Source organism: Thalassobacillus devorans MSP14, assembly GCF_000496835.1.
In the GTDB taxonomy this organism is placed as follows: Bacteria; Bacillota; Bacilli; order Bacillales; family Halobacillaceae; genus Thalassobacillus; species Thalassobacillus devorans_B.
In genome coordinates, this window is the sequence record NZ_KI543237.1 from 241,117 (window position 1) to 268,045 (window position 26,929).

The window sequence follows — 26,929 nt, forward strand, 5'->3', positions numbered from 1 at the left end:
AAAAATATCCGCAGTCAGTGACTACGGATATAATTCGCTATACATTTGTTAAATCCTGCTTTACTGCTGGAATAAAACCTCCAGGGCCTTTTCCATTTGTTTATCGTTCTTCTCGTCGCGGATCAGTTCCACTATTTTAGATTCAATAGAACCACCCGTTTTCTGATCGATCACGCCAGTCACTTCAAGACCTTCCTCTTTCTGGAATTTCTCGACGGCCTCTTCTGTACTCTTATCAAAATATCCATCCGTACGTGCTAATTCATAACCGAGACCTTTCAGCATCAACTGGATATTTTTTATTTTTTCACTATTTTGATCGAATTTCAGCGGCTTCTCTATTTCCACTGGATTCGTATAAAAATATGCAGGCTGCTTTACTTTAATGGTTGGTTTGACGCCTTTATCATGGATCCAGTTCCCTTCAGGAGTCAACCATTTATACAAGGTTATTTTTATCGTACTGCCATCCCCCATTGGAATTGCCTGTTGGACCGTACCTTTACCAAAAGTAGTTTCACCGACCAGTTCATAACCGCCAGCTTCTTTCATGGCAGCCGCCAATATTTCGGATGCTGATGCGCTGCCTTCATCCATAAGTACCGTTACGGGATAATCCTTCTTTTTTTCTGTATTGGAGTAATAACGTTCTTTTTTCCCATTTTTATCTTCGACTTGTACATATGGTACATCATCTGGGATAAAATTCTTTAAGATTTCCTGCACATCCGTAAATAAACCGCCAGGATTTCCTCGTACATCTATGATTAAACCTTCCATGCCTTTACTTTCTAATTCATCCAAGGCTTTTTTGAACTCATCAGAGGTCTTTTCTGAAAAAGAGGTAATTTCAATTACTCCCGCTTTTTGGCCGTCTACTTCTTTTATTTCAGAATGCACGGTTTCCAGAGGGATATCGTCGCGGACAATTTTTATGGTAAGCGGGTCGGAAACACCTGGCCGGTCAATTTTCAAACTTACTTCTGTGCCTTTTTCCCCTCTGATTTTCAAAACAGTTTCGTATAGATCAAGACCTTCTACACTTTCTCCATCTACTGCAAGAATCTGATCATTCGGTTTCAAGCCTGCTTCTTCAGCAGGTGAACCTTTGATAGGAGCTACAATCGTCACCTTATCATCGACCATGCTGACTTCCGCACCAATTCCTTCAAATGAAGATTCTATGGATTGATCGAACTGCTTCATTGTTTCTTTATCCATATATACACTATATGGATCGTCCAGGGTTTCGAGCATCCCCTGTATCGCACCTTCAATCAGCTGCTTTTTTTCTACATCCTGCACATAATTTTCCTGGATGATATTATAGGCCTGCTCCACTTTCTTCATGTCTGCTGAACCGTTGCCATTCTTCCCATTAGAAGCTGCGAACTTCTCTAATATACTTTGGCGCTCACTTTCACTCAAGTCAGCAAAGCTTTCTGCTTTTTGATCGGTTTGTCCACTGTTATCCGCAGGCTCGCCTGGTTCTGATTGAGCAAGCTTAATGCCAAAAAACGAACCGGCAGCTCCAAGCAGCAACGCGGCCACCAGCAGAATGACGACATGACTTTTTTTCAAATTCATCATTTTCACCCTCTATCATTAGAAATTCCATGGGGTAGCTCGTAATTGCAGAAAAAGGCATCACACCGAATTGTGCGATGCCTTTTTCTATTATAGTTTATGAACTGCATGTCCTGGTAATACCATGATTTATTTAATTAAGGTATGGCATTGGATTGATGCCGCCTTTATGGCTCCATGAACCATTGTGTACTTCAAAGTGTAAATGGCTGCCGAAAGATTGTCCGGTATTACCCATAGCTCCAATATTCTGCCCGTTACCTACGGACTGACCAAGGGAAACAGCACGGCTGGACATATGCGCATATACGGTAGTCTTATTATACTGCGGATGGTAGATATATACAACATTACCATAACTGCTGGAATAGGAAGAACGCGTAACTGTTCCAGCTGCAGCTGCACTGATTGGAGTGCCGGTACCATTGGCAATATCAATTCCTAAATGGTTGCCTAAACTGCGCGTGCCATAACCGGAGCTTAAACGCCCGGATGCAGGCCAGCTGAAGATTCCGCTGCCACCTGAGCTGCTGCTTGCACTGGCTGAAGTCTGTTGTGGCTGGCTCTCTTCCTGCTGTGCTTGCAACGCCTCTAAACGCTCACGCTCTTTACGTGCGGCTTCTTCTTTTTTACGTTGTTTTTTCAGTCGTGCCTGACGCTCTAATTCTTTTTGACGGGCAATTTCCTGTTCAATTTGGCTTTTCTTTTGACCTGCCTGCTGCATTGCTTTTTCGATTGCAGCAGCCTGGTCTCTTAATACTTTCTCTTCTTCTTCCAGTGACATTTTATGTTCATGCAGGGATTCATGCTGCTTTTCCAGTTTCTTTAATAGCTCTTTCTTTTCTTTTTTCTGGCTATCAAGTTGCGCTTTCAAATCTTCCAGCTGTTTTTTCTGTGCTTTCAGCTGCTTCATCTTTTCTTCTACTTGTTTTTTCTTCTCTTCCAGTTCTTTCTTTTCTGCAATATGGGTATCCATGATGTTTTTATCCTGGTCCATGATTGTAGTTACCGCACTGGCCCTGTCCAGAAAATCACCAAAGTCCTGTGCTCCTAAAAGAACCTCTAAGTAGCTTACATTTCCTCCGTTGCTTTGAAGGGATTTCAAGCGATCCGTCAATACTTCTTCACGCTTGGCAATACGTTTCTTCAATGCTTTGATCTCTTCTTTTAATTTAGCGATTTCTTCTTCCGTTTTTTTGATTTCAGCTTGTTTGGCGTTCAGCTTTTCCTGTGTATCTGATAGTTTCCGATCCAAAGCAGCAATCTGTTCCTCTGTGTCTGCCTGCTCTGCAAGGTTCTTCTCTATCTTGTCTTCTGTTTTACTTTTTTCATCTCTGACAGAAGCTTTATCGGAATTTATATTTCCCTTTTCTTGTTCTAATTGGTTCAGTTCTTTCTTAATTTCTTCCAGTTCACTGTTGGCGAATACTTCACCTGTTGAGAAAAGAGTGGTTGCTGTCACCATTACTGTAGTTAAGACAGTGAAAAACTTCTTCATCTCCTGGTTCCTCCCCAAATTTTAACTATTCAAATCATGTTTTTCTATCTAATACACCGGATAATATAATTATCGTTATACTTTCAAAAACTTACGTACACTCATGACGCTTCCCCAGATTCCAATAAACACTCCGATGCCGAGAATCAATAAAGAAAGCTGCCATGCAAATGGATCGAAAGGAAGCAGCTGGATAAACTCGAATTGAATTTTATCTCTCAGCTTGTAATACAAGTAATAATAACCTGATACAACTGCCGTAATCGGGATGATAGCCCCGAGAACTCCCAGAAGCATTCCTTCAATGAAAAATGGCCAGCGAATGAAACCGTTTGTCGCTCCAACCAGCTTCATAATGCCTATTTCTTTTTTACGGGCAATAATTGTGATTTTAATCGTATTGGAAATCAGGAATATAGCCGTAAATACGAGCGCAATAATTAAAGCCAGACCGATGGTCCGTGCATATTCATTGAACTGAAGAAGTCTTTGGACGATTTCTTCTCCGTAGTTGACTTCTGAAACTCCTTTAATGCTTTTGATCTTATCCGCTACCGCTATGGTCTCGGTGGGATCTGAAGGTTTCACCACAAAAGCATCTTTCAGTGGGTTGCTTTGGTCAAATAGTTCAAAGGCTTTCCCTTCGTCGCCCATACTTTCAATCAACTGCTCCAGTTCCTTCTCTTTAGAAGAAAACTTGACACTTCTTACATCTGAAATCGACTTCAACTCTTTTTCGACACGGTTGATATCCTGATCATCCTGAAGTGTCCGATCCAGCAATACTTTAATTTCTACATCCTTTTCAACTTCCTGCGTGATTTGATTTAAATTCAACATCAATGCAAGGAATACACCGACAAGTAGCAGTGTGGTGGTTACTGCCCCGACGGATGAAACAGTCATCCAGCCATTACGCCATACACTCTTGCTGCCTTCACGAAAATGTCTGCCCATTGTCCTAAGCTTCATAACCGTACTCACCCCGGTGTTCATCACGCGCTACCAATCCATCTTCAATGGCTATGACCCGTTTTCTCATTTTATCGACAATATCTTTACTATGAGTAGCCATCACTACGGTAGTTCCTGATGCATTTATTTCCTCTAAGATGCTCATGATTTCCCATGAGGTTTCAGGATCAAGGTTTCCTGTAGGTTCGTCGGCAATCAGCAGCTTCGGATAATTGACGATAGCACGAGCAATCGATACCCGCTGCTGTTCACCACCCGACAACTCGTCCGGAATAAACCGTGCCTTGTTTTTCAGCCGAACCTGGTCTAATACATCCATGACCCGCTTTCGAATGTTTTTTTGCGACTCTTCTATCACTTCAAGTGCGAAAGCGATGTTTTCATAGACTGATAGTTTAGGAAGTAAACGGAAATCCTGATACACCACGCCGATTTGGCGGCGAAGTTTAGGGATTTTCCTTTCTTTTAATTTAGAAAGATTAATATTGTTCACTAATACGGTGCCTTTGGTCGGTTTCTCTTCACGGAACATCAATCGTGTAAACGTCGACTTCCCAGCCCCGCTTGGACCTACTACATATACAAACTCGCCTTGAGCTATATGTACATCTATTCCATTCAAAGCCGTAACCCCATTTGGATACGTCTTATAAACAGATTGCATTTCTATCATATAAAAATCACCTTTATTTTCCTTTGTTGTAATTCTCCTGTTGCTTAAGCATATATTTACCAAATCTGAATTCTGCTGGATAACCATAAACATTATAACATCATCATTCGCCTTTTTATGACACAAAATTATTACATTTTCATTTCAAATTGACTTATTGCTTAACAAAATTGCAATATTAGCCACGAATCGACAAATGATGCTGGCGGTTTTCATTGTAAAAAACACAAAAAAGCTCGAGCAAGTGCTCAAGCTTCTTTGTTAAGTATTACCTTTTTTACTTTTGAGTAGCTAACCAGCCAGCAATCATCTCTGCATCTTCACCAGTAGCTTGCCCGGCAGGCATAGAACCTTTTCCGTTCTTGATGATTTCAAGAATTTCCTCTTTGGAATACTTGGATCCAACCTCTTTGAGAGAAGGGCCCGCACCACCAGAAAGATCACCGCCATGACAGCTTGCGCAGCTTTCCTGAAAAGCCTGTTCAGCAGCTGCAGTGTCAACTTCACCGCCGCCACCGTTTTCTTCTGTACCGGCATCGCCGCCGCCATTCTCTTCAGCGCCTTCATCTCCGCCGCCACCGCATGCTCCGAGCACTAGCGCAGAACCAAAAAGTACAGCCATTAACGCTTTCTTCATTTCTTTACTCCCCCAATCGAAGTAGTTTTATGATAGCGTATACACCATCAAGAATATTATAACCAATTCAGGAAGTTTTAAAACCCTTGCCTAGAACCTCTGTGGCGTTCATTGCCACAACAAATGCCTCCGGGTCAATCATTTTAACAGTTTGTGTCAATTTGATGAATTCGTTCTGCTGGACCACACACATGATCACTTTTCGGCTTTGTTCCGTGTATCCGCCTGAACCTTCAAGCACTGTGACTCCACGATCAATTTCATTCAAAATCGCTGCTCGTACTTCTTCGACATTCTCGGATATAATCATGACATTTTTTGAAGTGTTCAGGCCAACTTGTACAAAATCGATGGTCCTGCTGGTAGCAAACAAACCGATCAATGCATATAAACCCTCTTCCACGGAGAAAACAACGGCTGAAGTAGTAACAATCATACCATCAAGCATTGCTAAGCTTATTCCCAACGGCAGGTGCGTATATTTATGAATGATTTGAGCTGCTAAATCAATTCCTCCAGTCGAGGCTCTGCCACGAAAAACAATGCCAAGGCCCAGCCCCACGCCCATGCCTCCGAAAATAGCTCCCAATAAAGGATTTGGCGTAGCTGGTGACAACCCGCTTGTCAGGTAAACGAAAAGCGGAAGAATAAGTGTTCCGACAAAAGATTTCAGTCCAAAGTTTTTACCAAGTATGATTACCCCTGTAATGAATAAGGGTACGTTCAATAAACCTTGCACCAGGCCTGGCTCCCAGCCGAAGACTCCTTTTGTGATGGTACTGATGCCGGCAACCCCACCTGATGCAATATTGTTAGGAAGTAAAAAGACGTTAAATGCTAAAGCCACAAAAAAAGATCCGATTATCACAAAGCTATATTCCAAAAAATGCCGCAGTATACCCGGCATAGGTTCCCTGCGGTATCGATTTGCCATCATCATCATTACTATCCACCTCATGTATGTTCATTCTGCACAGTAATAATCCTTCTATTCTCCATTATCTATCGCTCACGAGATAGGAGTATAACACTGGAAGCACACGCTGTAAACGACAATAAAATAACGTATTAACACGGTAAAGCGCATAAAAGCAACTGGACAGTAACTGGGATAAAAACAAAGCTGGAGGGATATTCGTCCCTCCAGCAAGAATTTTTTACATTTGTAGTGATTCTTCATCTACGATTTTTTTCAATAGTTCCATGATATCTTCGTGCATGTCGTCCCTGTTCAAAGCCATTTCGATAGTCGTTCGGATGAAACCGAATTGATCACCCACGTCAAAACGCTTGCCTTCAAATTCATAGGCGTAAACACCTTGGAAGCTGTTCAATCGCCCAATCGCATCTGTCAATTGTATTTCACCGCCTGTTCCTTCCCCCTGGTCTGCCAGCAAATCCAGTATTTCCGGAGTAAGGATATATCGACCCATAATAGCAAGATTAGAAGGCGCCTGTCCAGCTGGAGGCTTTTCAATAAAACTCTCCACTTCGTAGCTCCTGCCACCTTGTGACTTCGGTGCAATGATACCATAACGGGAAGTTTCCTCTTCTGGTACTTGTTTAACACCGATAATGGAGGATTCTTTTTGTTCGTATTGTTCAATCAACTGCTTCAAACACGGGGTTTCTCCTTGGACAATATCATCGCCAAGGAGAACCGCAAACGGTTCATTGCTAATGAACTTTCGCGCACACCAGACCGCATGACCGAGTCCCTTCGGTTCTTTTTGCCTGATATAATGGATATCCACTTCTCCCGGCTCTTTTACTTTTTCAAGAAGATCCATTTTCCCTCTTTTATAAAGACTTTCCTCCAGCTCAAACGCGTGATCAAAATGATCTTCAATTGCCCGCTTGCCTTTTCCCGTCACAATAATGATGTCTTCAATGCCAGATGCAATAGCTTCTTCGACAATATATTGGATAGTTGGTTTATCTACTATCGGAAGCATCTCTTTAGGCATCGCCTTCGTGGCCGGTAAAAAACGGGTACCGAGTCCTGCAGCCGGTATAATCGCTTTTTTAACCTTCATAACTATATCGCCTCATCCCAACAAATGTTTTCTTTCAGCATAGCAAATGCCCGTGCATTTAACTACTGATTAACTTTGTATCCATGATTCTTCACCGCTTCTTTGGGTAGCAAGACTGACAGCCACATAGCCAGCCAGTGAAAGAATGATCGGTACGACTACCGTGTGTAATCCAAATAGGTTTGGAAGGTAAAGATGAAATAATATATAGGAAAGGATTCCGATTAACATGGAAGCCAAAGCGCCATGTTTATTCCCTTTTTTCCAGTAAAGTCCCATGATGACCGGCCAGATGAATGCTGCTTCCAAACCTCCGAAAGCAAATAAGTTCAACCATATCAATAAATCCGGAGGATTTAGTGCCATTAAAAATACGAGTATTCCAAGCAAGGCAGTAATAGTAAAACTAAGCTTCTTTACCTTTTTATGAGTAGCTTTCGGTTCAACATAATTCAAATACACATCTTTGACGACAGCTGAACTGACAACCAGCAGTAAGGAGTCCACTGTGGACATGATTGCCGCCATCGGAGCAGCCAGCACCACACCGGCAAGCCAGGCTGGCAGAACTTCTAGGGCAATCAATGGCATGACCTTATCACCAACCTCAATGCCTGGCAGAATAGGACGTGCAAATACCCCGATCAGATGCATGTTGAGCATGATGAAACCTACCACGATGGTACCAATGATCAAAGCCCGATGCATGGCTTTGGAATTTTTATAAGACATCGCCCGAACGGTGACATGAGGAAGACCAACCACTCCCACACCTACCAGTATCCAAAAAGAAGATACGTAACTTGCCGAAAGAGTTCCCTCAGCTCCAAATGGCGTAATCAAATTAGGGTTTTCCGACCGCAAATCCGTCATGATACTATCGATGCCGCCCCCCGCAATGATGGTAGCAATCAACAGGACAAGCGTACCGAACAGCATGACAATCCCCTGGACCGTATCTGTCAAAGCTACCGCTCGAAAACCGCCTAGGATGACATAAATCAAAACAGAGACCGCAAAAATGAATAATGCCGATATATAACTCAAACCAGTTAGCGATTCAATCAGTCTCGCACCACCAACCCATTGTGCGGCCATGGCGGAAAACAAAAAAAGTATGATACTGAAAGCTGAAACCAGTACGACCCATTTACTCTGATACCGCCCTTTTAGAAAATCAATCAATGTTACAGCGTGATACCTGCGGCTCATAATTGCAAATTTTTTACCGAGAACCATCAATACAAAATAGCCTGTGACTACTTGGGACATGGCCAACAGTACCCAGCCAAGCCCTTCCGTGTAGGCAACTCCAGGACCTCCAATGAAGCTGCTGGCACTTCCGTATGTCGCAATCATGGTCATCGCAAGAATTAATCCACCCAGCTGCCGTCCCCCGAGAAAATATTCTGCTAAAAAAGAAGAATCGGTCATCCTTACATATTTACTTGCCCAGAAACCAATCACGAAAATCAGGATAAGAAAAATTATAAGAGGGATCATCACAGACCAATTCATGACTCTTCCCCTTTCTCTTCCTCAAACGGGACTTCGACAAATAAAAACTTAACCACGACCGTAACGAGTACTACCATCACAATAAAACCCAACACACAACTATAGAAAAACCAGGCCGGAAGACCAAGTATGTAATGGTAAGATGATGGAGATTTACCTCCTAACCCATAAGCAAACCCGAACCACCAGATGAAATTGAAAACTGCCAGCACCACACCAATCCATGCTTCCCGGTGAGCAATCCGAAAATATTCGCTATCTTTTGACATCATAAGTCCCTCCTCTCTTTCAAAATACTTCTTATATTGTAAGTGGAAATGATAGATTTTTCATCATAAACAAGCTAAAAACTTATTTAATGGGTCCGTTAAAGGTAATTGAAATCTAAAAACAGGATCATCCCACATCCATAACTCCTGGACCATATAAAATAATTCGCCTCATGGTTTACCCGAGAAAAAGACCTCGCTCTAAAAATCAGAGCGAGGTCTTGGGTGGTTAATTCATTTGCGAGCGAAGATAGGCGTTGATGAATGGGTCAAGATCCCCATCCATTACCCCTTGTGTATTCCCGATATCCAGATTGGTCCGGTGGTCTTTCACCATAGAATACGGATGAAAGACATAGGAGCGGATTTGGCTTCCCCAGCCAATTTCTTTCTGCTCTCCGCGAATTTCATCCAGTTCTTGCTGTTGCTTTTCAATTTCCAGCTGATAAAGCTTTGCCTTCAACATTTTCATCGCCTGTTCCCTGTTTTTGATTTGAGAACGTTCAGACTGGCAGGTCACCACAGTGTTGGTCGGTGTATGCGTGATTCGAACTGCCGAGTCCGTCGTATTGACGTGCTGACCGCCGGCACCACTGGAACGATAGGTGTCGATTTTCAAGTCTTCAGTCCTGACATCAATTTCGACTTGGTCATCGAACTCCGGCATTACTTCACAAGATACAAAGGAAGTATGGCGCCGCCCTGATGAATCAAAGGGGGAAATACGGACGAGGCGGTGCACCCCTTTTTCCGCTTTCAAATAACCATATGCATTATGACCTTTGATCATCAGCGTAACACTCTTTACGCCGGCTTCATCGCCAGGTAAGTAGTCCATTGTCTCCACTTTGAATCCTTTTCGTTCTGCCCAGCGGGTATACATACGTAAAAGCATGCTTGCCCAGTCCTGTGATTCTGTACCACCAGCACCAGGGTGCAATTCCAGGATGGCATTATTTTTATCATAAGGTTCACTTAACAGCATGTTGAGTTCAAACTGGTTCAAGTCTTTATTCAGCTGCTTGACATCTTCTTCCAACTCTGTCGCAAGCTCTTCATCATTTTCTTCTTTGACCAGTTCATAGGAAACTTCCAGGTTTTCAAGCGTTTCTTCATGATCTTCCAGTGTATGGACCATTTCTTTAAGACCGTTGACCTCATTAATTACTTTTTGAGCTGTGTTTTGATCGTCCCAAAACTTCGGGGCAGTCATTTCTTCTTCAAGCTCTGCGATACGTGCCTTCTTTTGTTCGGCGTCAAAGAGACCCCCTGAAGTCCGCTAATCGCTTAGCCATATTGTCTAATTCATGACGAATTTCCGCCATATCCATAACAATCACCTCTTAATTGAAATACGTACTTGGAACAGTGGAAGACACTCTCTCCGATGAGAGAGTGTCCAATCATTATCTGCCGTGACAGTTCTTATATTTCTTGCCGCTTCCGCATGGGCAAGGATCGTTACGCCCAACATCTTCTTTTTTCACATAGGGTTTTCGTGTTTTCTTTTCTTCGCTTTGCTCGCCGCCAGAAACGGCTTTTGCCCCCTGGGCGACCTCCTGCCGCTGGAGGTTATTGCGGACCTCGGCCTTCATCACATAACGGGAGACTTCTTCTTCAATGTTCTGTACCATTTGCTCAAACATGGAGAAGCCTTCCATCTGATACTCACGAAGCGGATCGTTTTGGCCATAAGCACGTAAATGAATACCCTGACGAAGCTGATCCATCTGATCGATGTGATCCATCCATTTCTGGTCGACAGTACGAAGTAAAATGACCCGTTCAAATTCACGCATCTGTCCTTCTTCCATCTCTGTTTCTTTCTCGTCATAACGCTGCTTCACTTTCTCCATCAGGAGTTCGGTCATTTCTTCCGGCTCTTTCCCTTTTAATTCGCCTTCAGTCACGTCTCCTTCGTGAAGCAGGTTCGCCTGCATATACTTGACGATGGAATCTAACTCCCAATTTTCATCGAGCTCATCCGTTGTATAAGCCTGGACGGTTCGTTCAATCGTGGAGTGAATCATTTCTTCAATAATTCCACGAAGATTCTCGGAGTCAAGCACTTCAAAGCGCTGCTTGTAAATAACTTCACGTTGTTGACGCAATACATCGTCATAAGAAAGCACTGTTTTACGGGCATCAAAGTTGTTACCCTCGACTCGTTTTTGTGCTGATTCCACGGCACGTGAAACCATTTTACTTTCAATAGGCTGGCTATCGTCCATACCTAAACGATCCATCATGTTACGCATATTGTCCGATCCGAAACGGCGCATCAGTTCATCTTCCATGGATAAATAGAACAGGGACATACCAGGATCCCCCTGACGACCGGAACGTCCACGGAGCTGATTATCAATTCGGCGGGATTCATGTCGCTCGGTACCAATGACCGCTAACCCCCCTCGCTCAACGACACCGTCTCCGAGCTTGATATCCGTTCCACGGCCCGCCATGTTGGTTGCAATTGTAACGGCGCCTTTCTGACCGGCATTTTCAATGATTTCCGCTTCCCTGAAATGGTTTTTTGCGTTCAAAACATTATGAGGTACGCCTGCCTTTTTCAAGTAGCGGGAAATCAATTCTGACGTTTCAACAGCAACCGTACCGACAAGTACTGGCTGGCCTTTTTCATGGCGCTGCTTGATTTCTTCAACAACCGCTCTAAACTTGCCTTCCGTCGTCTTATAGACAAGGTCAGCCTTGTCATCACGGATGATTGGCTTGTTCGTCGGAATAGCAATAACCCTCATATTATAAATATTCAGGAATTCTTCTTCTTCCGTTTTGGCTGTACCCGTCATACCAGCAAGCTTGTCATACATCCGGAAGAAGTTCTGGAACGTAATCGAAGCAAGTGTCATGCTTTCATTCTGGATTTCCAGTCCTTCTTTCGCCTCGATAGCCTGGTGAAGACCATCGCTGTAACGACGGCCTTTCATAAGACGGCCGGTGAACTGGTCGACGATGACTACATCTCCCTCTTCCACCACATAATCGGTATCACGGTGCATCGCTGCGTGAGCTTTCAAAGCCTGGTTAATGTGATGGATCAGTGACACATTGGAAAGATCAAATAAATTCTCAATCGCAAAATAACGTTCTGCTTTATTGATACCTTCCTCTGTCAATTGTACGCCTTTGGTTTTTTCTTCATACGTATAGTCTTCTTCTTTTTCAAGCAGGCGGACAAAGGCATTTGCTTTCACGTAAAGATCCGCAGACTTTTGAGCGGTACCCGATATAATCAATGGTGTACGAGCTTCATCTATCAAAATCGAGTCGACTTCGTCAATGATTGCAAATGGCAGGGAACGCTGTACCATTTGTTCCTTGTATAAGACCATGTTGTCCCTCAAATAGTCAAAACCGAATTCGTTATTCGTTCCATATGTGATGTCAGCATCATAAGCTTCACGTTTTTCTTCTTTCATCATTCCGTTCAAATTCAAACCCACTGTCAATCCCAGGAATTCATAAAGCTTTCCCATTTCGGCGGCATCACGGCTGGCCAGATAATCGTTGACCGTGATGATGTGTACGCCTTTGCCACTCAGCGCATTCAGGTAAGCCGGCATTGTGGAAGCAAGCGTTTTACCTTCCCCGGTTTTCATCTCGGCGATGTTCCCCTCATGCAGAGCAATCGCACCAAGCAGCTGTACGTTGAACGGGCGCATCCCAAGGACACGCTTAGCCCCTTCTCGAACGACTGCATAAGCTTCAGGCAATAGGTCGTCCAGACTTTCACCATCCTGATAGCGTTGTTTGAATTCATCTGTTTTATTTCGCAGACTATCGTCTGATAGTTTCTCCATTTCAGGCTCCAACGCTTCAATTTCCTCGGCTTGCTTTTGCAGGCGATTGATTTGGCGCTGGTTGCCGTCACCAAATATTTTCTTTAAGGTTCCAAGCATTGCAACCGCTCCTCTATTAAATTGGTAGTTATCCGATTGTATAGTTTAATCCACACTTAATAATAACACTTCCATGAGTTGCCTGACAACAAACTCCCCTGTTTAGCAAACCACAAAGAAACAAGAGCAACCCGGGGATGAGCTGCTCTTGTTCTGGAGACGTAGAGGGGGCAGACGTGGAAGCATGCGTGGTGGTCATTCAGCAGCTTGTGGCGAACGGACCGCTTTGCTTGTCAACGACAAGGAATGATGTTCCCGTATAAGCAGGCGATGTTCAAACCCCAGCTGTCTTCGATCCAAATCGTAGATTCGTTTATTCGCAGCCGCAATAATCTCCACAAGCTGGGCAATTGTTTTTTCTTGCTGCTTGAGTTTATGGTATAGCTCCTGGTACTCCTGATTATTCACATAAGTATTCAAATTGGGTACGCCTCCCTGGAAGGTAATTATTGCTGGCTCCTATGTTATACCATGTGGTGTTTTTTATAGCTAATTTCGCTTTTGCCAAAACGGACGGTGGTTTTCGCAAAAAACGCCTGTTTTCCCAGTGAAAATTCTCCTTTATAACTGAATCTGGAGTAGATTTTGCAAAAAGGCATCTTTTTTTAGAAAACCCTCAAGTTTTTTAAATTTCCATGTCCATGTTACATATAAGCTCCCAATTGCTGAAGACTCAGTTTCAAGATACATTGTTTCCGTTACGATAGTAACGGTTTGGAGGTCCGGGAAATCACTCGCTTTCCATGGGCGGACGGTGAGCTTCCTCAGGCTACGCCTTGCGGGGTCTCACCATGTCCTATCCTCCCATAGGACTTTGACTAAGCTTCCTGAATAAACACCGCACGAAGAAAATGCGTAGCATTTTCGAGGAGTCTCGCAATTTCCCGGCCCTCCTTGCGTTTGTAAGACTAACGGAAACATCGATATGCGGAACCACCATCTTAACAGCTGAAAAGAGTTTATGTCCTGATTCATTGAGCTTTTCATGCAGAAAATGTGGAAGATATCTTCTCACAACGTAGGGTTCGTTCGTCAAAATATGGATAAGGTGGCGGGGAAATGGTGAGACTCCCGTGGGAGAAGGGGCTAGGCGAGACCCCACAGGTCGTGAAACGGCCGAGGAGGCTTGCCAGCCTCCCCCACAGGAAAGCGAATCGTTTTCCAGCCACCCTTTCGCCTGTCTCGGTAACGAACCCAAATTACTTTGAAACTGAGTCTTCCACAATTCGACCAAATAGTTGAATAAGTATATTATGAATAGGAGCAGCAATTCCTCCATTGAAAAAGGCGATCCTTTACAGGATCGCCTTAGTATGATGTTTTATATCAGCTTGGTTCAATCAATCCGTATTTACCATCACGACGACGATAAACTACGTTCGTTTCATTTGTTTCTGCATTTGTGTAAACGTAAAAATTGTGCCCTAACATATCCATCTGCAGTACTGCTTCTTCAGAGTCCATCGGTTTCAAATCGAAACGTTTTTGTCTAACGATTTCGATATCTTCATCTTCACTGGCCCCATTTTGATACTCCTGGGCTTCTTTCTCCAGTTCCGCAAATACGTATTTCGGAGCACCTTCCTGACGGAACTTACGGTTTACTTTTGTTTTATGCTTTCGGATTTGTCGTTCCAGTTTATCAACCACAAGGTCGATGGCAGCGTACAGATCCGTGTGTCTTTCCTCTGCACGTAGAAGCAGATCCTTCATTGGAATCGTTACCTCGATTTCCTGCTCATCATTATAGACACTTAAATTAACATGGACCTCGGAAGTTACCGGTTCATCGAAGTAGCGCTCTAGCTTTCCTACTTTCTTCTCCACGTAATCTTTAATAGCCTCGGTCACTTCTAGGTTTTCACCACGAATGTTGTATTTCATATAGAAGTGTCCTCCTTTCATCCTTATGTGATTATTATTCTATCATACCCTGGTATATTCCTGCACAAACTTTCGAAATTTTCCGAATTAATTGTGTCGGAACTTGTTGGAAATTGCAGAAATATAAGTTAGGGTCTACTTATATCATACCCGATTTCACCTATGATTAAGGTAGATAAATTGTGAACAACTTCACGGAAACACATTGAATCCAAGTGCTTTTCTGTTGACTTTTTTCTTTGGTTGTATATACAGGAAAGCCTGCTTCCATATAGGAAACAGGGGATGACTCCACTATTTTTTTTGATCTAAAAACATCCCGTCATAGCTTTTTACACTCTGGTAAGGATTGGAGTATTTTCTGGTGGATGATCCTTGCTTTTTATGCAGACGCATTTCTTTTTTCAAATCTTCAAAGTTTTGTTCCAGGCTATCTTGTATCTCTACTTCCATCGACAAAATCTCCCGCAGTAAATTCTTCTCTTCTTCATTGACCGGTTTCTTTACCAGGTGGATGATATCCCCTCGTCGATCAATCAAAGCAGTCACTTCATCCAGGATTCTCTGGCGTTCGATGGAGGGAAAAGGTTCCTGTAACCGCTCTTTCAACCTAACTGTAAGTTGATGAAATTCAGCAATATGCCCCACTAGGCACTGCCGCCTTTTCCAAACTGCCCCTGCCTTGTCCGGCGCAGGACCTCTTTCCATGTAACACGCAGTTCACCTACTAATTCATTTGCTTCCTCTAATATGGCAGCATCATTTTTCAGGTTAGCATCAAGAAGACGTCGATTAATATAGTCATATAAGGGCATAATCTCTTTAGATATAGATATGTCAGGATCCAGTGTTACCAGCAGTTCCTGAATGATCTTCTGCGCCTTTTGGATATTGATATTTTTCTGCTCGTAATCCTTATTGTCTATCGCTTTTCCAGCTAGCTTGATGAATTTCAAGCAGCCATTGTAAAGCATCAAAGTCAGTTCCCCTGGGGATGCTGTTTCAACCGCATTCGTCTGGTAAGCTTGTATTGACATAATTACACTCCTTCATTAAAATTCTCCGCCAAATTGCTGCATTAAGTAATTAGACTGTGAATTCATTTTCTGGATCGCTTGCTCCATCTGAGTAAATTGAGACCAGTATCGATCTTCTATTTGAATTAAACGGTCCTGGAATGCATCCATGCGATCATTGATATTCTTCAATTGCCTTCCCAGAACAAAATTATTATCCAGACTGGTGGACTTTCCCGCTTTCTTTTCAATAGTTTCTACTGTACGCTCCAAGGTGGTCTCCAATCTACGGACAATCCCTTTTTCAGTTCCTTTCCCGTCTGCCGCAAAGAGCTGATGGACGGAGTCAGGGTTTTCTCTCAGTGCAGCTCGCAGCTTATCTTCATCAATCAGAAGCTTGCCGCCATCACGGTAATTGGGGGAAGTAGTGATTCCTATTTGAGCCAGGTGGTTATATGCTCCAGCTCCTTCCACGGTGTTATACCAGTTATTACGCATTTCTGATAATGCACCACGGATAGCGGCATCCCCACTGAGCATCCCTTTTTTGGCTTTTTCTTCCCACAGCTCGATTTCTTTCTCTTCCATGTTTTCCCGCTGTTGTTCAGTCAATGGTTTAAACTCACGATTTCTTCGTTCACCGATTTTTTCATTCAAACTTTCGATGATGCCATTATATTTGTCAATATACTTCGTAATTTTCTCTAAAGACGCCTCAGTATTGCTGCTTACATTGATTTTAGCCTGGCCGTTTGTGATGTTATTGAAACTAAACGTAATCCCATTTAACGTATAGCTATTTTTGAATGATTCGATTTCCAATGCACCGTTATAGGTGAATAGAGCGTTATCTCCACCTTGTTCTGCTCTATCCCAAGTACCATCAGCCTGTTTCCTGCCATTTTTTATGTCTAATAGGTCAACAAAGAAACTACTATCGGTAGAAGAGTCAAACCCAATTTCAGCTCCTAAATAAACGGAAGGGTCTTGATTGAAATCACCTGTTTCCGTTCGCTCGATTACTACCTTATCCGCCTGCGAATCAAAAAATGCCCGGACACCATTATCCGCATCTGTTATTTTCTTCAAAATATCATTCAATGATTCTTCCCCTGAAACTGTATACGTGTGCTGTACAGGAGTCCCATCTTTTTTAAAAGTAAAGAACTCGTACGATGTTTCCGCAGTGGGGTCAGTACTGAAATCAAACCCTGCACTATTCTTCAAATTTGCAGCAGCAGTTTTAAGGGGGGCTTCTGGATCGAACATTTTCCCAGCGGATGATATACCATTTTGGCTGACGTTGATTGCAGAAGATGCCAGTTGCTTCACTTCTACATTATAACTTCCTGTGGAAGCACTGGCTGTAGCCGTCGCAGCTACAGCTCCTTCTTGTGAAGAGGTAGTAGTTTTTGAGTTGAATGTACGCTGAAGCTTCATATCCAGAGTCAGGTTATCAAGCTCTAATAACTGCTTGTTGACATCGCGATAGGCATCCCGCTGCCACGTCAGCCACGTTTTATCCTGTTCCATTTTATCAAGCGGCATCCGTTCCGCTTTCATAAGATCTTTGACAATGCCATCGATGTCCATGCCGGAAGCTAAACCACCTATACGCATATCCGTTGCACCACCTTATATTTTATGATCGACGATGAAGCTGAGGGATCCAGCCATTGCCGCGTATATATCAAGCAGACGTTTGGGTGGTATTTCCTTCACTGCTTCTTTCGTCTTCGTATCTATCAATGTTATATATGCAATTCATATTTTATATCGGCTGAAATCAAAAGGAGTTAAAGTGATGCAACCAAAAAGAACCTCCACCTCGGACGCTCCACTTATTGAGGATTCCGAGGCAAAGGTTTTTCTTTAAAAATCTGGGAAACAGCTATTCCTGAGAGTATAAAGGCAGCGCCCAGTAATACGTTCAAGGTCAATTGTTCATTTAACAAAACCGCTCCAAAAAACATACCAAATACCGGCACTAACAAAGTTGATAATGTGGCGGTTACCATATCTATATTAGTCAAGATAATGAACCAGAGGGTAAAACATAAGGCCGATGCCAGCACACCAGTAAATAACACATAATAGATGCTTTCCGGGGTCAGGCGAAGAGGTTTCCCCCATTCCATAATGAAGGCGGCGAGCGCCAGGCCGATAGAACCGAATAACATCTGATAAGCGGAAACTTGCAGATTCGTAATGTTCTTTAACTTTTTTCTATAATAGACATTAGAAGCCCCCCATGAAATCGCAGCTATGATAATCAATGCTTCCCCTGTCAAAACTGTCATATTCTGGGCGATAAGTACGTCCCACCCCAATATGGTAATAAGACCAATCATGCCGAGCGCAAGTCCTGCCGCTTTGATCTTCTGTATTTTTTCACCTAAAAACCTCGCAGCGAGCAAACTGCTCCAAAGTGGCATGGAATACAGGAGAACGGATGACTTCCCGGCATCGACAAATCGGAGACCATACATGACCAGCAAAAAAACCACCGTCGTTTGCAATAAACCCACGATAGCCAGATGCCGCCATTGGTCTTTTGACGGTGGTCCTACTTTGAATAGCAATAACACTATAAACATAGTCAATGTTCCGGTACCGAAACGAAGCGCAGAAAAAGTAAAAGGCCCCATGAAATCAAGCGATGCTTTCATGAGTGCCCACGCATAGCCCCATATGAGGGTAATCGACAGAATCAAGAACCCCAATAGCCCTTTCTTGTTACCTAAGGAAAATATTGATGATTTCAATATGATCCCCCCCTTAATCTATTCCTTTGTCTTATCACCGTTCTTGATCATATCCAACCAAGCTGCCGGAGCTTGAATAGCTTCCTTGTTCTCTTCTGTAATCTTCTCATAGACTTCCTGACGATGAATATCGATATGCTTCGGAGCAGCTATACCGATTTTTACTTGATCGCCCTCAACGGCAATCACCTTCACTTCAATGTCATCTCCGATTTTCAGGGACTCATTTACTTTTCGATTCAGCACCAGCATGCTGTACGTCCTCCTTTCTAAATGAAGCGAGCAAGTGTTTCGTGTGATAGGAGGTATCATTCAATATCACTTGTTTCCCTATATTTTCATTATAGTTCACTACTAGAGGAGCCTGAAGGTTGACGGTGGTTTTTGAAAAAGGATTTCTTAGTGTCACCACGGATAAAATGATAACGTCTTCAGGTGTAGATGCCTTCAATAGCTTTTGTGTCTGTGTGTCTATTTCAAATTCATAATTGGATAAGAACAAGTATGGATTTGTGACAACCAAGGCAACTTCCGGGTGATGAACCGACTGCAGGACCTGATACACCCCTTCCTTGTCCATTTTCAATAGCACAAACGCTTTTTCCTGCTCAAAGCCGGGAAGGCCGGCCGGAAAGTCAATGATTTCATTTTTTCCTATAGTCAATTCCCCAAAAAATTTCGTTGCTATCTTCATATGTATCACCCTTATATTTCAGTTTCGAATTGGTAACCTTTATATGTTAAGTTTACAAAATCAAGGTCCAATGAAGCATATTTACTCATGGAAATGTTAACCTCACCAGGCTTATAGTCGTGTCGAAGATTTTGTGGTACTGTTTCAATGACCGGGGCGTTGGGCGTCACATGAATGTCAGGTCGCTGCACATGGTATTTCAAACCTACCAGGTCATACGCCGGCATACCGCCCGGCTGATAATAAAAGTTCCAGACCGCATTACGGGCTGCCTGATCTGCTATAGGGCTGCCCCCCTGTTCTATCTGCATCAGTTCATCCCCCTCCACAGATGCTCTTGCAATACCTTCCAACAATGCCTTCCTGACGTGAACAGCGGTCTCCCTTGTTCTTTCCTGAGAGCTCTTCAGACCAAGGTTATGCCTGGCATTGGTCTGATCGATCGTCAGTTTACCCGGTCGCTGCCTGATCGTCACATCTGCTTTTGGCTGCTGGATGCTCTGACGGGCTTTCGGCTGCTCGAGGGACTGACTGGCCGGCTGGGTCTCTATTTTGAGAGTTGCACGTTGACTGGAAAGTCTGATTTGAGGAAAATTCATCTTCTCACCTCTTATTAGAAAACCCTGGCTTGTCGCCAAGTAATTACGGCAAAAGCCTCAGTAATTCTTATACTTTAATCTTTTAACAAATTTAAACTTTCCTAAAGTATAAAAAAAGCTACCTGAATTCAGATAGCTTATCGTAAAAAGTCCATCAAGGTTGGCTGGATGATGCGCGCACCTACTCCAAGCGCAGCACGGTGCACACTTTCCTGTGTTTTTAACTCTGTAATCACCTTTTCGATATCAGCATCTTCATTGTCGGAAAGAATCCTGGTTGCTGTAATTTCCTGTTGCGCCAAACGATCTTCTACCAGTTCAACACGATTCATCCTTGCTCCTAAATCGGCACGTTCGTCCACAATAGTGTTGATATGACGATCAATTATATCCAGGTAACCATTCAACCTGCTTTCATCGTTACCTTTCAAAGCACCTTCGAGCCCTTGAAGATCTGAGAACAACTCATCCGAAAACACATTTACCGGGTCGATATTGGCTTTTAAAGAGTTACCTTTAGAAATCTCAATCATCACTTTTCCGGAATTGTTACTTACTTTGACTGTACCGGGATCGTCTGCGGGCGGATCCGCTTCTACTATATCGACAGGAGCATTCAACGTATCAGTACCATTAAATATATATTTATTATTCACTTTAGTATTCGCAATATCAATCATATGGTCCTTCAGCTGACCGATTTCTTTTGCGATATTTGCTTTTTGATCCTGGTCGTATGTGCCATTGCTCGCCTGTACGGTCAATTCCCGTACACGCTGCATAGCTTGTGTAGCCTTATCCATCGCACTGTCCGAGTTTTCCATCCAATTATGCATCTCATTAAGGTTACGCTGAAATTGCTTGACTTCATTCAACTGAGTACGATAATTCATCCCCTTCATAGCAACCACCGGGTCATCGGAAGGCCGATTGATTTTTTTTCCGGTTGAAAGCTGCTCCTGGAATTTACCCATCCGTTCATAACTGTTACTAAGATGGCTTAGCATATTACTGCTTAACATCCCTTGTGTCACCCGCATCGTTTATCCACCTACCTTCCTACTAATCCCATTTGATTGATAATCCGATCGAGCATCTCGTCCACGGCTGTCATATTTCTTGCAGCAGCGTTATAGGCATGCTGAAACTTGATCATATTGGTCATTTCTTCATCAAGGGAAACTGCACTGACAGACTGTCTGCGCTGGGCCACGGATTCTTTGAGTGCTAAGGAATTATTTTCAAAACGTTGGTATTCCTGGGATTCTACCCCCATTTTTCCAATGACACCCTCATAGTAGCTTTTCATACTTGTCCCTTTGCCCAGACCTGCCAATTCAGCATCTTTGACATCAGCTAAAGCAAGAGCGTTCGAACCATCTCCGGCAAATGGCTGCTCCTTTGCTGCAGCAGCGATATAGTCTGTATCCTCTTTGATGTCAACATGAATACCCAACCGGCCAGCCAGACCTGTCGTACCTTCTTCTGTAAGAAGAGAAGTCCCATCTGTAAAGAAAGGTGGAGAACTGACGGATGGCTGCTCCCCATTTATATTATTTTTAATATCTTTCAAGTTGGCTCCATCCTGGTGGACTCTGTTAAATTCGTCTGCAAACGCGTAAGCCATTTCATCTAAATCCATCAGCATCTCAGGGTACATACCGCGGGGTTCTCCCTCACTATTCCGATAACCATGAGCCTCTTTAAGTGCCAGCAGTTTCCCCTGGGAATCATATGTATCCATATTTTCACTATCGCCATTACCATCTATGGGAGACAATGAAAAACGTGTAACCATACTTCTGCCGGCAGTTTCATTAAATTCAGCTTTCAAGTGGTAGATCTGTGCCTCCCCTTGCTCCGGCTTGCCATTTACGAGTACATATTTTTCCGTTCCGTTCACTAATTGAATAGTCGCCTGGCCCACCGCCATTGCATCCGGCTTACCATTACTCTTTTCATAATTAACTTCGACAGCCATCAACTGTGATAATTCATCAATTAAGCGGTCACGTTCATCATACAAATCATTAGGCAGATAACCATGCGGCTCGTCATTCCCTATCTGCTGATTGAGCTTGTCGATTTGGGTAATCAGAGAATTAGCATCTTTGACCGTTACATCTATTTCGTTTGCTAAATCCTTTTGAATACCTTTTAAAGATTCAGATAAATATTTGAAAGTTTCTGCAACTGCTATCCCGCGCTGGCGTACGACAGATCTTGCGCCAGCATCTTCCGGGTTGGTCGCTAAGTCCTGTAACGATCGCCAAAAACGATCCATCGTTTTGGAAAGTCCCTGTTCACTCGGCTCATTCATAATTTCTTCCATTTTACGGATAGCATCAGCCTTCGACTCCCAATATCCTGTCTTATTTGCCTCTCCTCGAAATTGGATATCTAAAAATTGTTCACGCACACGTTCAATGGAACCTGCCTGGACTCCACTCCCAACTTGCCCCGGGATTTCCGGACGGTTTCTTGAAGCTGGCGGATATGGTGCCGTTTGCTCAAAATTGACTCGCTGGCGTGTGTAGCCTGGGGTATTTGCATTTGCAATATTATGCCCTGTCGTATGTAAAGCGGACTGCTGGGTGAACAATCCGCGTTTGGCTACCTCTAAGCCATGGAATGTCGACATTTAGAATAGACTCCTCTCTTACGCTTTCGAATCAAAAACAGAACTTTTTTCTTTGTCAGAAGCTCCGGTTTGTTTATTGTAATTCATGCTATTAAGGCTTGGCTGCAGCATATCCAGTGATAAATGGATAAATTGCAATGATTGCTTCGTCAACTCAACGTTGAGCTGTTCCTGCTGCTTCAATTCGGTGACAAGGAAGACCAGGTCTTCAAATAATGCTTCCAACAAGTTTTTTTCTTGCGTATCTTCCAGACATTCAAGCACTCCTGACAGGGTGGGAGCTGCTGATTCTATATCTTGATGGCAGCACCAGTCAGTAACTGTATGAACGCGTTCATTTTCGATTTTTGTAATCGCCTGGATATGTTTGCGCTCTTTGGCCAACAATTGCTGAAGACTCCCTGTATCTCCTTTTTTTAACAGTTCTGTTTTTTTGCAGGATAAATATAACAGACTTTCATGCAATTGTTTCAGATTTTCCATTTGATCCCTGATTTTAGTTATGGACACCAGTTGCCCCCCCCTTACTTACGGCTGTTCCAGAATTGGATCATTTTTTTTGCAGTCTTCTCCGCATTGATTTTATATTCCCCTTGATCAATGACATGTTTGATTTCCGCTACTTTCTTCTCACGTGCTGCATCCGGGCGGGCATTCTCCTGCAGGTTCTTTGCCTGATGGGATATTTCCACCTTATCTTCCTTCTGCGATGCTTTCCTGATCTCTGTCTGTTTGTTCAGCTGCTTTTGATAAGGGTTCAAACCGGTATGGTTCGGCCCATTGATTTTCATTCCCCTTCACCTCACTCTTTATAGCTTCCGACATTCATTTTACTCTATTTATCGGTTCAACAAAGCCATCATTTAATATTACTTTTTACCCCTTTTCAAATAGGTCCCTGACCCAGCAGAAACTGTAAAATGCGGGGAGCCTTTACAGCGGGGGAGACTGTGTGAGGCTTGCAGAACCTTATTGTATGAAGTAAAAGCGCCCATCTGGATGAATTTGTCAATTCTCCTGCAATTAAAATGCCATTCCCCATACAGGCCTTCTAATGATTTTATCGGAAAATGGATTCTGATTTATTAACATTTCACCCACTTCTTATTAGAGTTAAGGAATAAACGTTCGGTGTACCGTTTGCTTTTAACAATTTCGCTGCATGCCTCAAAGTCATCCCTGTCGTATAGATATCATCCACTAAAAGCACAGGCTGGCGGACTGGCTCGACCAGCAGAAATGGATTGATGGTTTCCATTCGTTCCTGCCGTGATTTTTTAGACTGTTTTTCACCATGAAGGCGGGACAGTGCCTGTTTCCTTGGAGCCTTAATGAAGGATGCCAACGCATCTGCCTGGTTGAACCCTCTTTCTTCGAGACGCTCTCCGCTTAACGGTATAGGGACAACTACCACACCGTCGTGCATAAAGGATTCTTGGAATTTAACTTGGATGAACCCACGAAACAACTCTGCCAAAATATAATCACCACGGTATTTCCAACGTGCCATCACATCTTTCATTTGTTCATTATAGTAGAAAATGGAAACATTTCGTTCAAGGACACCTCTCCACCTTTCCTGCTCTTCCCACTGTTTACAATCAGGACAGAGCCCAGGTGTCTCCATAGGACGACCGCACGATAGACATGTGATTCCCGTAATCTTTTCCCACCCTGACTGACATTCGTGACATACCACTTGATTCTGTGGGAGTGAAAGAAAGTTGGACCAGGTTACCTGATGTAAAATCACATGGTGACAATTCAAACAGCGCATGTCATTTCCTCCTTCCTAACCGGTTCATCTTTAATATGGTTTCCACTGCTTTTACCATGGCATCGGTTTTACCTCGATGAAAAAAGATGACCTCACCATCCGGATCTTTGGAACTCCTGCCCGCCCGGCCTGCTATTTGGATTAAGGCAGCCTGATCGAATACCTGGTGACCGCTGTCTAATACGATTACATCCACAGAAGGAAACGTCACCCCTCGCTCCAATATCGTCGTTGTTACTAACACGTCATATTCTTTTTCACGGAATTGATGCACTTTTTCTTGACGAGCCGAATCAGAAGCATGAACATAAGCGATTCGCTTGTAATGAAGGGCAAGGATTTTTACTGTTTTTTCAGCATCGCTGATGGTTGGCACAAAGATGAGGAGTTGCCGGTCCGGCCTTTTACGATGCACAAGCCATTTCCAAACCTTGGGAGAAAGCATTGCTTTTTCAAGAGATTTTCTAATATCGAAGGCAGCATGAAAGCGGGGAACAGGAAGCGGATGGCCATGGAAGCGTCTTGGTACGAAAACAACGGGGAGCTTTTTTTGTTTGATTTCCCGTTCATGGTTCTGACGTGGAGTAGCTGTCAAATAGATGAACGAAGCTTGTTCCTTAGCAGCCCGTTCTGTCGCATAAGGGAGGGAAGCATCGGTATGATAGGGAAATGCATCGATTTCATCGATAATCATGACATCAAATGCCCGCCCGAATCGGAGCAGTTGATGCGTTGTTGCAATGAGGAATTGGGAATTTCCCTGTTTATCGGGGCTGTCCCCATATAGAGCCTGAATCGACACATCAGGAAAAGCAGAGATGAAACGGGGGAGCAGCTCTTTGACAACGTCCGCACGCGGAGTCGCCAAGCATACTCTTTTCCCTTGTGAGAAGGCCAGGCTCAGACCTGGAAACAGCATTTCCGTCTTTCCAGCCCCACATACTGCCCACACCAGCAGACGCTGGTTTGCGTCTGTTATGACTTTGGTGATACGGTCTGCCGCCTGCTGTTGAAAAGTGGTGAGTTCTCCTGTCCATTGACAGGCCTGGGGATGACAGTTCCAACTTACAGGGCTTCGCCATACATATAAGTGTTCCTGATCCGATACTCTTCCCATGCCAATACATTTACGGCAATAGACGCTATGATCCGGCAACATTGCAAATAGGTGACTTTTTTGATTCCCGCATCGGCGGCATCGTTTTCCCCAAGCGTGCTTTTCAATCGCAGGAATTTCTTCTAACAAGCCCGCAGATACCAGTTCATTTAATTGTTGTGAATCTATAGATATTTCTTTTTTCAAGAGAAGTTTTCCAGATAAACAGGTGGTAAGAAAGGTGTTAATAAATGAAGGGGTGACAGGTGGCTGTTTGAGAGGTGACGGAATCCAGGAAAAATCATCGAAAAAATAATTATGTAAGTCACGAACCAGATTATTCAATTTTTTATCGCTCCATTATGACGTAGGGAGGGGTAGCTCCCTCCCTTTATTTTTTATACCAGCCGAGCCCGAGGGCACCTTCTCCAAGGTGAGTACCAATCACTGGACCGAAATAGCTTATGGCTACCTCTGCATTAGGAAAACGCGTCTCTAATTCCTGTTGGATTTGTTCGGCATCTTCCAGGCAATTAGCGTGGATAACAGTAGCTGTGATAACATCTCCGCCGGCTGCATCTTCTTCAAATAAAGATAGAAGCCGTTTGACTGCTTTTTTTCTTGTCCGGATTCTTTCAAACGGAACTATCTTTGTATCGACAAAATGGAGGACCGGTTTTACCTGAAGCAAACTGCCAACTATTTTTTGGGCTCCTGTTAGTCGACCACCCCGATAAAGGTTAGTGAGATCATCGACCATAAAATAAGCACGAATCGTCTGTTTCATTTCCTCCAGGCGTACGAGAATTTGTTGAGGAGTCGCCCCATTGTCTGCCATTTCAGCTGCCTCCAGCACATAAAACCCCTGCATCATCGCACTTAATTCACTATCAAAAGGATGAACTTCAATTCCTTCTACCATATCCCCGGCAGTGATAGTCCCCTGGTACGTTCCACTGATGCCACTGGAAAGGTGAATAGCCACGACTGCATCGTATTCCCGGGAAAGCTCCTCCAGCTTCTCTGTCACAAGTCCGACCGATGGCTGGGATGTTTTAGGGAGCTCTTCACTGTTACGCATCATTTCATAAAATTCATCTGCCTGGATATCAACTTCTTCCCGGTAGGATTCCGCATTGATGATCACATTCAAAGGAACCATATGTATGTTATGTGCTTTACGTATATTTTCTGGTATATATGCTGTACTATCGGTCAAAACCGCTGTTTTCATCAGACATCGTGCTCCTTGTAATCAATTATAAATCATATCTTCATTCATTTTACATGAAGCCCATCCTTTTTTCATCAGCGGGAATGAGATATGAAGAAATATTTTAATAT

General features: G+C 43.4%; 28 protein-coding genes. All 28 read right to left on the minus strand.

The genetic code is table 11. The features are described from left to right. Nucleotides 1-60 precede the first annotated feature (60 nt). The 28 genes from P855_RS0111685 to P855_RS0111820 all read right to left on the minus strand — a co-directional run bounded on the left by P855_RS0111685 (nt 61) and on the right by P855_RS0111820 (nt 26,819). The gene (locus tag P855_RS0111685; RefSeq protein ID WP_028783746.1) at nt 61-1,587 is read right to left on the minus strand and encodes a S41 family peptidase; all 1,527 of its coding nucleotides are present in this window, start codon (nt 1,585-1,587) and stop codon (nt 61-63) included. 133 nt (nt 1,588-1,720) lie between these two features. After that, nucleotides 1,721-3,085 (minus strand): murein hydrolase activator EnvC family protein, encoded by a 1,365-nt coding sequence (locus tag P855_RS0111690; RefSeq protein ID WP_028783747.1) that lies wholly within the window; start codon nt 3,083-3,085, stop codon nt 1,721-1,723. 75 nt (nt 3,086-3,160) lie between these two features. Beyond that, on the minus strand, nt 3,161-4,057 hold the full coding sequence (gene ftsX / locus P855_RS0111695) for a permease-like cell division protein FtsX (RefSeq protein ID WP_028783748.1): 897 nt from the start codon (nt 4,055-4,057) through the stop codon (nt 3,161-3,163). Then, nucleotides 4,047-4,733 (minus strand): cell division ATP-binding protein FtsE, encoded by a 687-nt coding sequence (gene ftsE, locus P855_RS0111700; protein WP_028783749.1) that lies wholly within the window; start codon nt 4,731-4,733, stop codon nt 4,047-4,049. The genes ftsX and ftsE overlap by 11 nt, the downstream gene beginning before the upstream one ends. A gap of 277 nt (nt 4,734-5,010) precedes the next feature. Beyond that, a complete protein-coding gene (gene cccB, locus P855_RS0111705; protein WP_028783750.1) occupies nt 5,011-5,370 on the minus strand; it encodes a cytochrome c551 in 360 nt (119 codons plus the stop codon). A gap of 67 nt (nt 5,371-5,437) precedes the next feature. Continuing rightward, nucleotides 5,438-6,277, minus strand: coding sequence for a YitT family protein (locus P855_RS0111710; RefSeq protein WP_419177278.1), 840 nt, complete (start codon nt 6,275-6,277; stop codon nt 5,438-5,440). 250 nt (nt 6,278-6,527) lie between these two features. Further along, nucleotides 6,528-7,406, minus strand: a complete 879-nt coding sequence (galU, locus tag P855_RS0111715) for a UTP--glucose-1-phosphate uridylyltransferase GalU (protein WP_028783752.1) — start codon at nt 7,404-7,406, stop codon at nt 6,528-6,530. 69 nt (nt 7,407-7,475) lie between these two features. Next, nucleotides 7,476-8,924 (minus strand): sodium/pantothenate symporter, encoded by a 1,449-nt coding sequence (gene panF / locus P855_RS0111720; RefSeq protein ID WP_028783753.1) that lies wholly within the window; start codon nt 8,922-8,924, stop codon nt 7,476-7,478. Further along, nucleotides 8,921-9,193, minus strand: coding sequence for a YhdT family protein (locus P855_RS0111725; protein WP_028783754.1), 273 nt, complete (start codon nt 9,191-9,193; stop codon nt 8,921-8,923). Before P855_RS0111725 ends, panF begins: the two co-directional genes overlap by 4 nt. A 229-nt stretch (nt 9,194-9,422) precedes the next feature. Continuing rightward, nucleotides 9,423-10,524, minus strand: a protein-coding gene (prfB, locus tag P855_RS0111730) for a peptide chain release factor 2 (protein ID WP_152526231.1) whose coding sequence is annotated in 2 segments (ribosomal slippage) — nt 9,423-10,451 and nt 10,453-10,524 — 1,101 coding nt in all. Because the reading frame shifts where the segments join, the coding sequence is not laid out codon by codon here. A 75-nt stretch (nt 10,525-10,599) separates the two neighbouring features. After that, entirely contained in the window at nt 10,600-13,113 is a 2,514-nt protein-coding gene (gene secA, locus P855_RS0111735) for a preprotein translocase subunit SecA (RefSeq protein ID WP_028783756.1), read from the minus strand. 195 nt (nt 13,114-13,308) lie between these two features. After that, the gene (locus P855_RS0111740) at nt 13,309-13,533 is read right to left on the minus strand and encodes a hypothetical protein (RefSeq protein WP_028783757.1); all 225 of its coding nucleotides are present in this window, start codon (nt 13,531-13,533) and stop codon (nt 13,309-13,311) included. Between the two features lie 906 nt (nt 13,534-14,439). After that, the gene (gene hpf, locus P855_RS0111750) at nt 14,440-14,997 is read right to left on the minus strand and encodes a ribosome hibernation-promoting factor, HPF/YfiA family (protein WP_028783759.1); all 558 of its coding nucleotides are present in this window, start codon (nt 14,995-14,997) and stop codon (nt 14,440-14,442) included. A gap of 294 nt (nt 14,998-15,291) precedes the next feature. Further along, the gene (locus tag P855_RS0111755) at nt 15,292-15,645 is read right to left on the minus strand and encodes a flagellar protein FliT (protein ID WP_028783760.1); all 354 of its coding nucleotides are present in this window, start codon (nt 15,643-15,645) and stop codon (nt 15,292-15,294) included. After that, a complete protein-coding gene (gene fliS / locus P855_RS0111760) occupies nt 15,645-16,034 on the minus strand; it encodes a flagellar export chaperone FliS (protein WP_028783761.1) in 390 nt (129 codons plus the stop codon). The genes P855_RS0111755 and fliS overlap by 1 nt, the downstream gene beginning before the upstream one ends. A 15-nt stretch (nt 16,035-16,049) precedes the next feature. After that, entirely contained in the window at nt 16,050-17,633 is a 1,584-nt protein-coding gene (locus tag P855_RS0111765; protein WP_028783762.1) for a flagellar hook-associated protein 2, read from the minus strand. Nucleotides 17,634-17,648: 15 nt separating this feature from the next. Next, on the minus strand, nt 17,649-17,762 hold the full coding sequence (locus P855_RS21830; protein WP_327084781.1) for a flagellar protein FlaG: 114 nt from the start codon (nt 17,760-17,762) through the stop codon (nt 17,649-17,651). A 92-nt stretch (nt 17,763-17,854) separates the two neighbouring features. Continuing rightward, the gene (locus P855_RS0111770) at nt 17,855-18,778 is read right to left on the minus strand and encodes a DMT family transporter (RefSeq protein ID WP_235062639.1); all 924 of its coding nucleotides are present in this window, start codon (nt 18,776-18,778) and stop codon (nt 17,855-17,857) included. Between the two features lie 18 nt (nt 18,779-18,796). Then, a complete protein-coding gene (gene csrA / locus P855_RS0111775) occupies nt 18,797-19,030 on the minus strand; it encodes a carbon storage regulator CsrA (RefSeq protein ID WP_028783764.1) in 234 nt (77 codons plus the stop codon). Next, nucleotides 19,002-19,472, minus strand: coding sequence for a flagellar assembly protein FliW (gene fliW / locus P855_RS0111780; protein WP_028783765.1), 471 nt, complete (start codon nt 19,470-19,472; stop codon nt 19,002-19,004). The genes csrA and fliW overlap by 29 nt, the downstream gene beginning before the upstream one ends. Nucleotides 19,473-19,483: 11 nt before the next feature. Then, the gene (locus P855_RS0111785) at nt 19,484-20,071 is read right to left on the minus strand and encodes a DUF6470 family protein (protein WP_028783766.1); all 588 of its coding nucleotides are present in this window, start codon (nt 20,069-20,071) and stop codon (nt 19,484-19,486) included. A 137-nt stretch (nt 20,072-20,208) separates the two neighbouring features. Continuing rightward, nucleotides 20,209-21,111, minus strand: coding sequence for a flagellar hook-associated protein FlgL (gene flgL / locus P855_RS0111790; RefSeq protein WP_028783767.1), 903 nt, complete (start codon nt 21,109-21,111; stop codon nt 20,209-20,211). A gap of 11 nt (nt 21,112-21,122) precedes the next feature. After that, nucleotides 21,123-22,712 carry a flagellar hook-associated protein FlgK gene (gene flgK, locus P855_RS0111795; RefSeq protein WP_028783768.1) on the minus strand — a complete coding sequence of 530 codons (1,590 nt, stop codon included), beginning with the start codon at nt 22,710-22,712 and terminating at the stop codon, nt 21,123-21,125. A gap of 18 nt (nt 22,713-22,730) precedes the next feature. Continuing rightward, nucleotides 22,731-23,222 carry a flagellar protein FlgN gene (locus tag P855_RS0111800; protein ID WP_028783769.1) on the minus strand — a complete coding sequence of 164 codons (492 nt, stop codon included), beginning with the start codon at nt 23,220-23,222 and terminating at the stop codon, nt 22,731-22,733. 14 nt (nt 23,223-23,236) lie between these two features. Continuing rightward, nucleotides 23,237-23,503 carry a flagellar biosynthesis anti-sigma factor FlgM gene (gene flgM / locus P855_RS0111805; RefSeq protein ID WP_028783770.1) on the minus strand — a complete coding sequence of 89 codons (267 nt, stop codon included), beginning with the start codon at nt 23,501-23,503 and terminating at the stop codon, nt 23,237-23,239. 302 nt (nt 23,504-23,805) lie between these two features. Continuing rightward, nucleotides 23,806-24,489 carry a ComF family protein gene (locus tag P855_RS0111810; RefSeq protein WP_028783771.1) on the minus strand — a complete coding sequence of 228 codons (684 nt, stop codon included), beginning with the start codon at nt 24,487-24,489 and terminating at the stop codon, nt 23,806-23,808. Between the two features lies 1 nt (nt 24,490). Continuing rightward, nucleotides 24,491-25,792 (minus strand): DEAD/DEAH box helicase, encoded by a 1,302-nt coding sequence (locus P855_RS0111815; protein ID WP_235062640.1) that lies wholly within the window; start codon nt 25,790-25,792, stop codon nt 24,491-24,493. Between the two features lie 184 nt (nt 25,793-25,976). Next, on the minus strand, nt 25,977-26,819 hold the full coding sequence (locus P855_RS0111820; RefSeq protein ID WP_028783773.1) for a DegV family protein: 843 nt from the start codon (nt 26,817-26,819) through the stop codon (nt 25,977-25,979). Between the last annotated feature and the right edge of the window lie 110 nt (nt 26,820-26,929).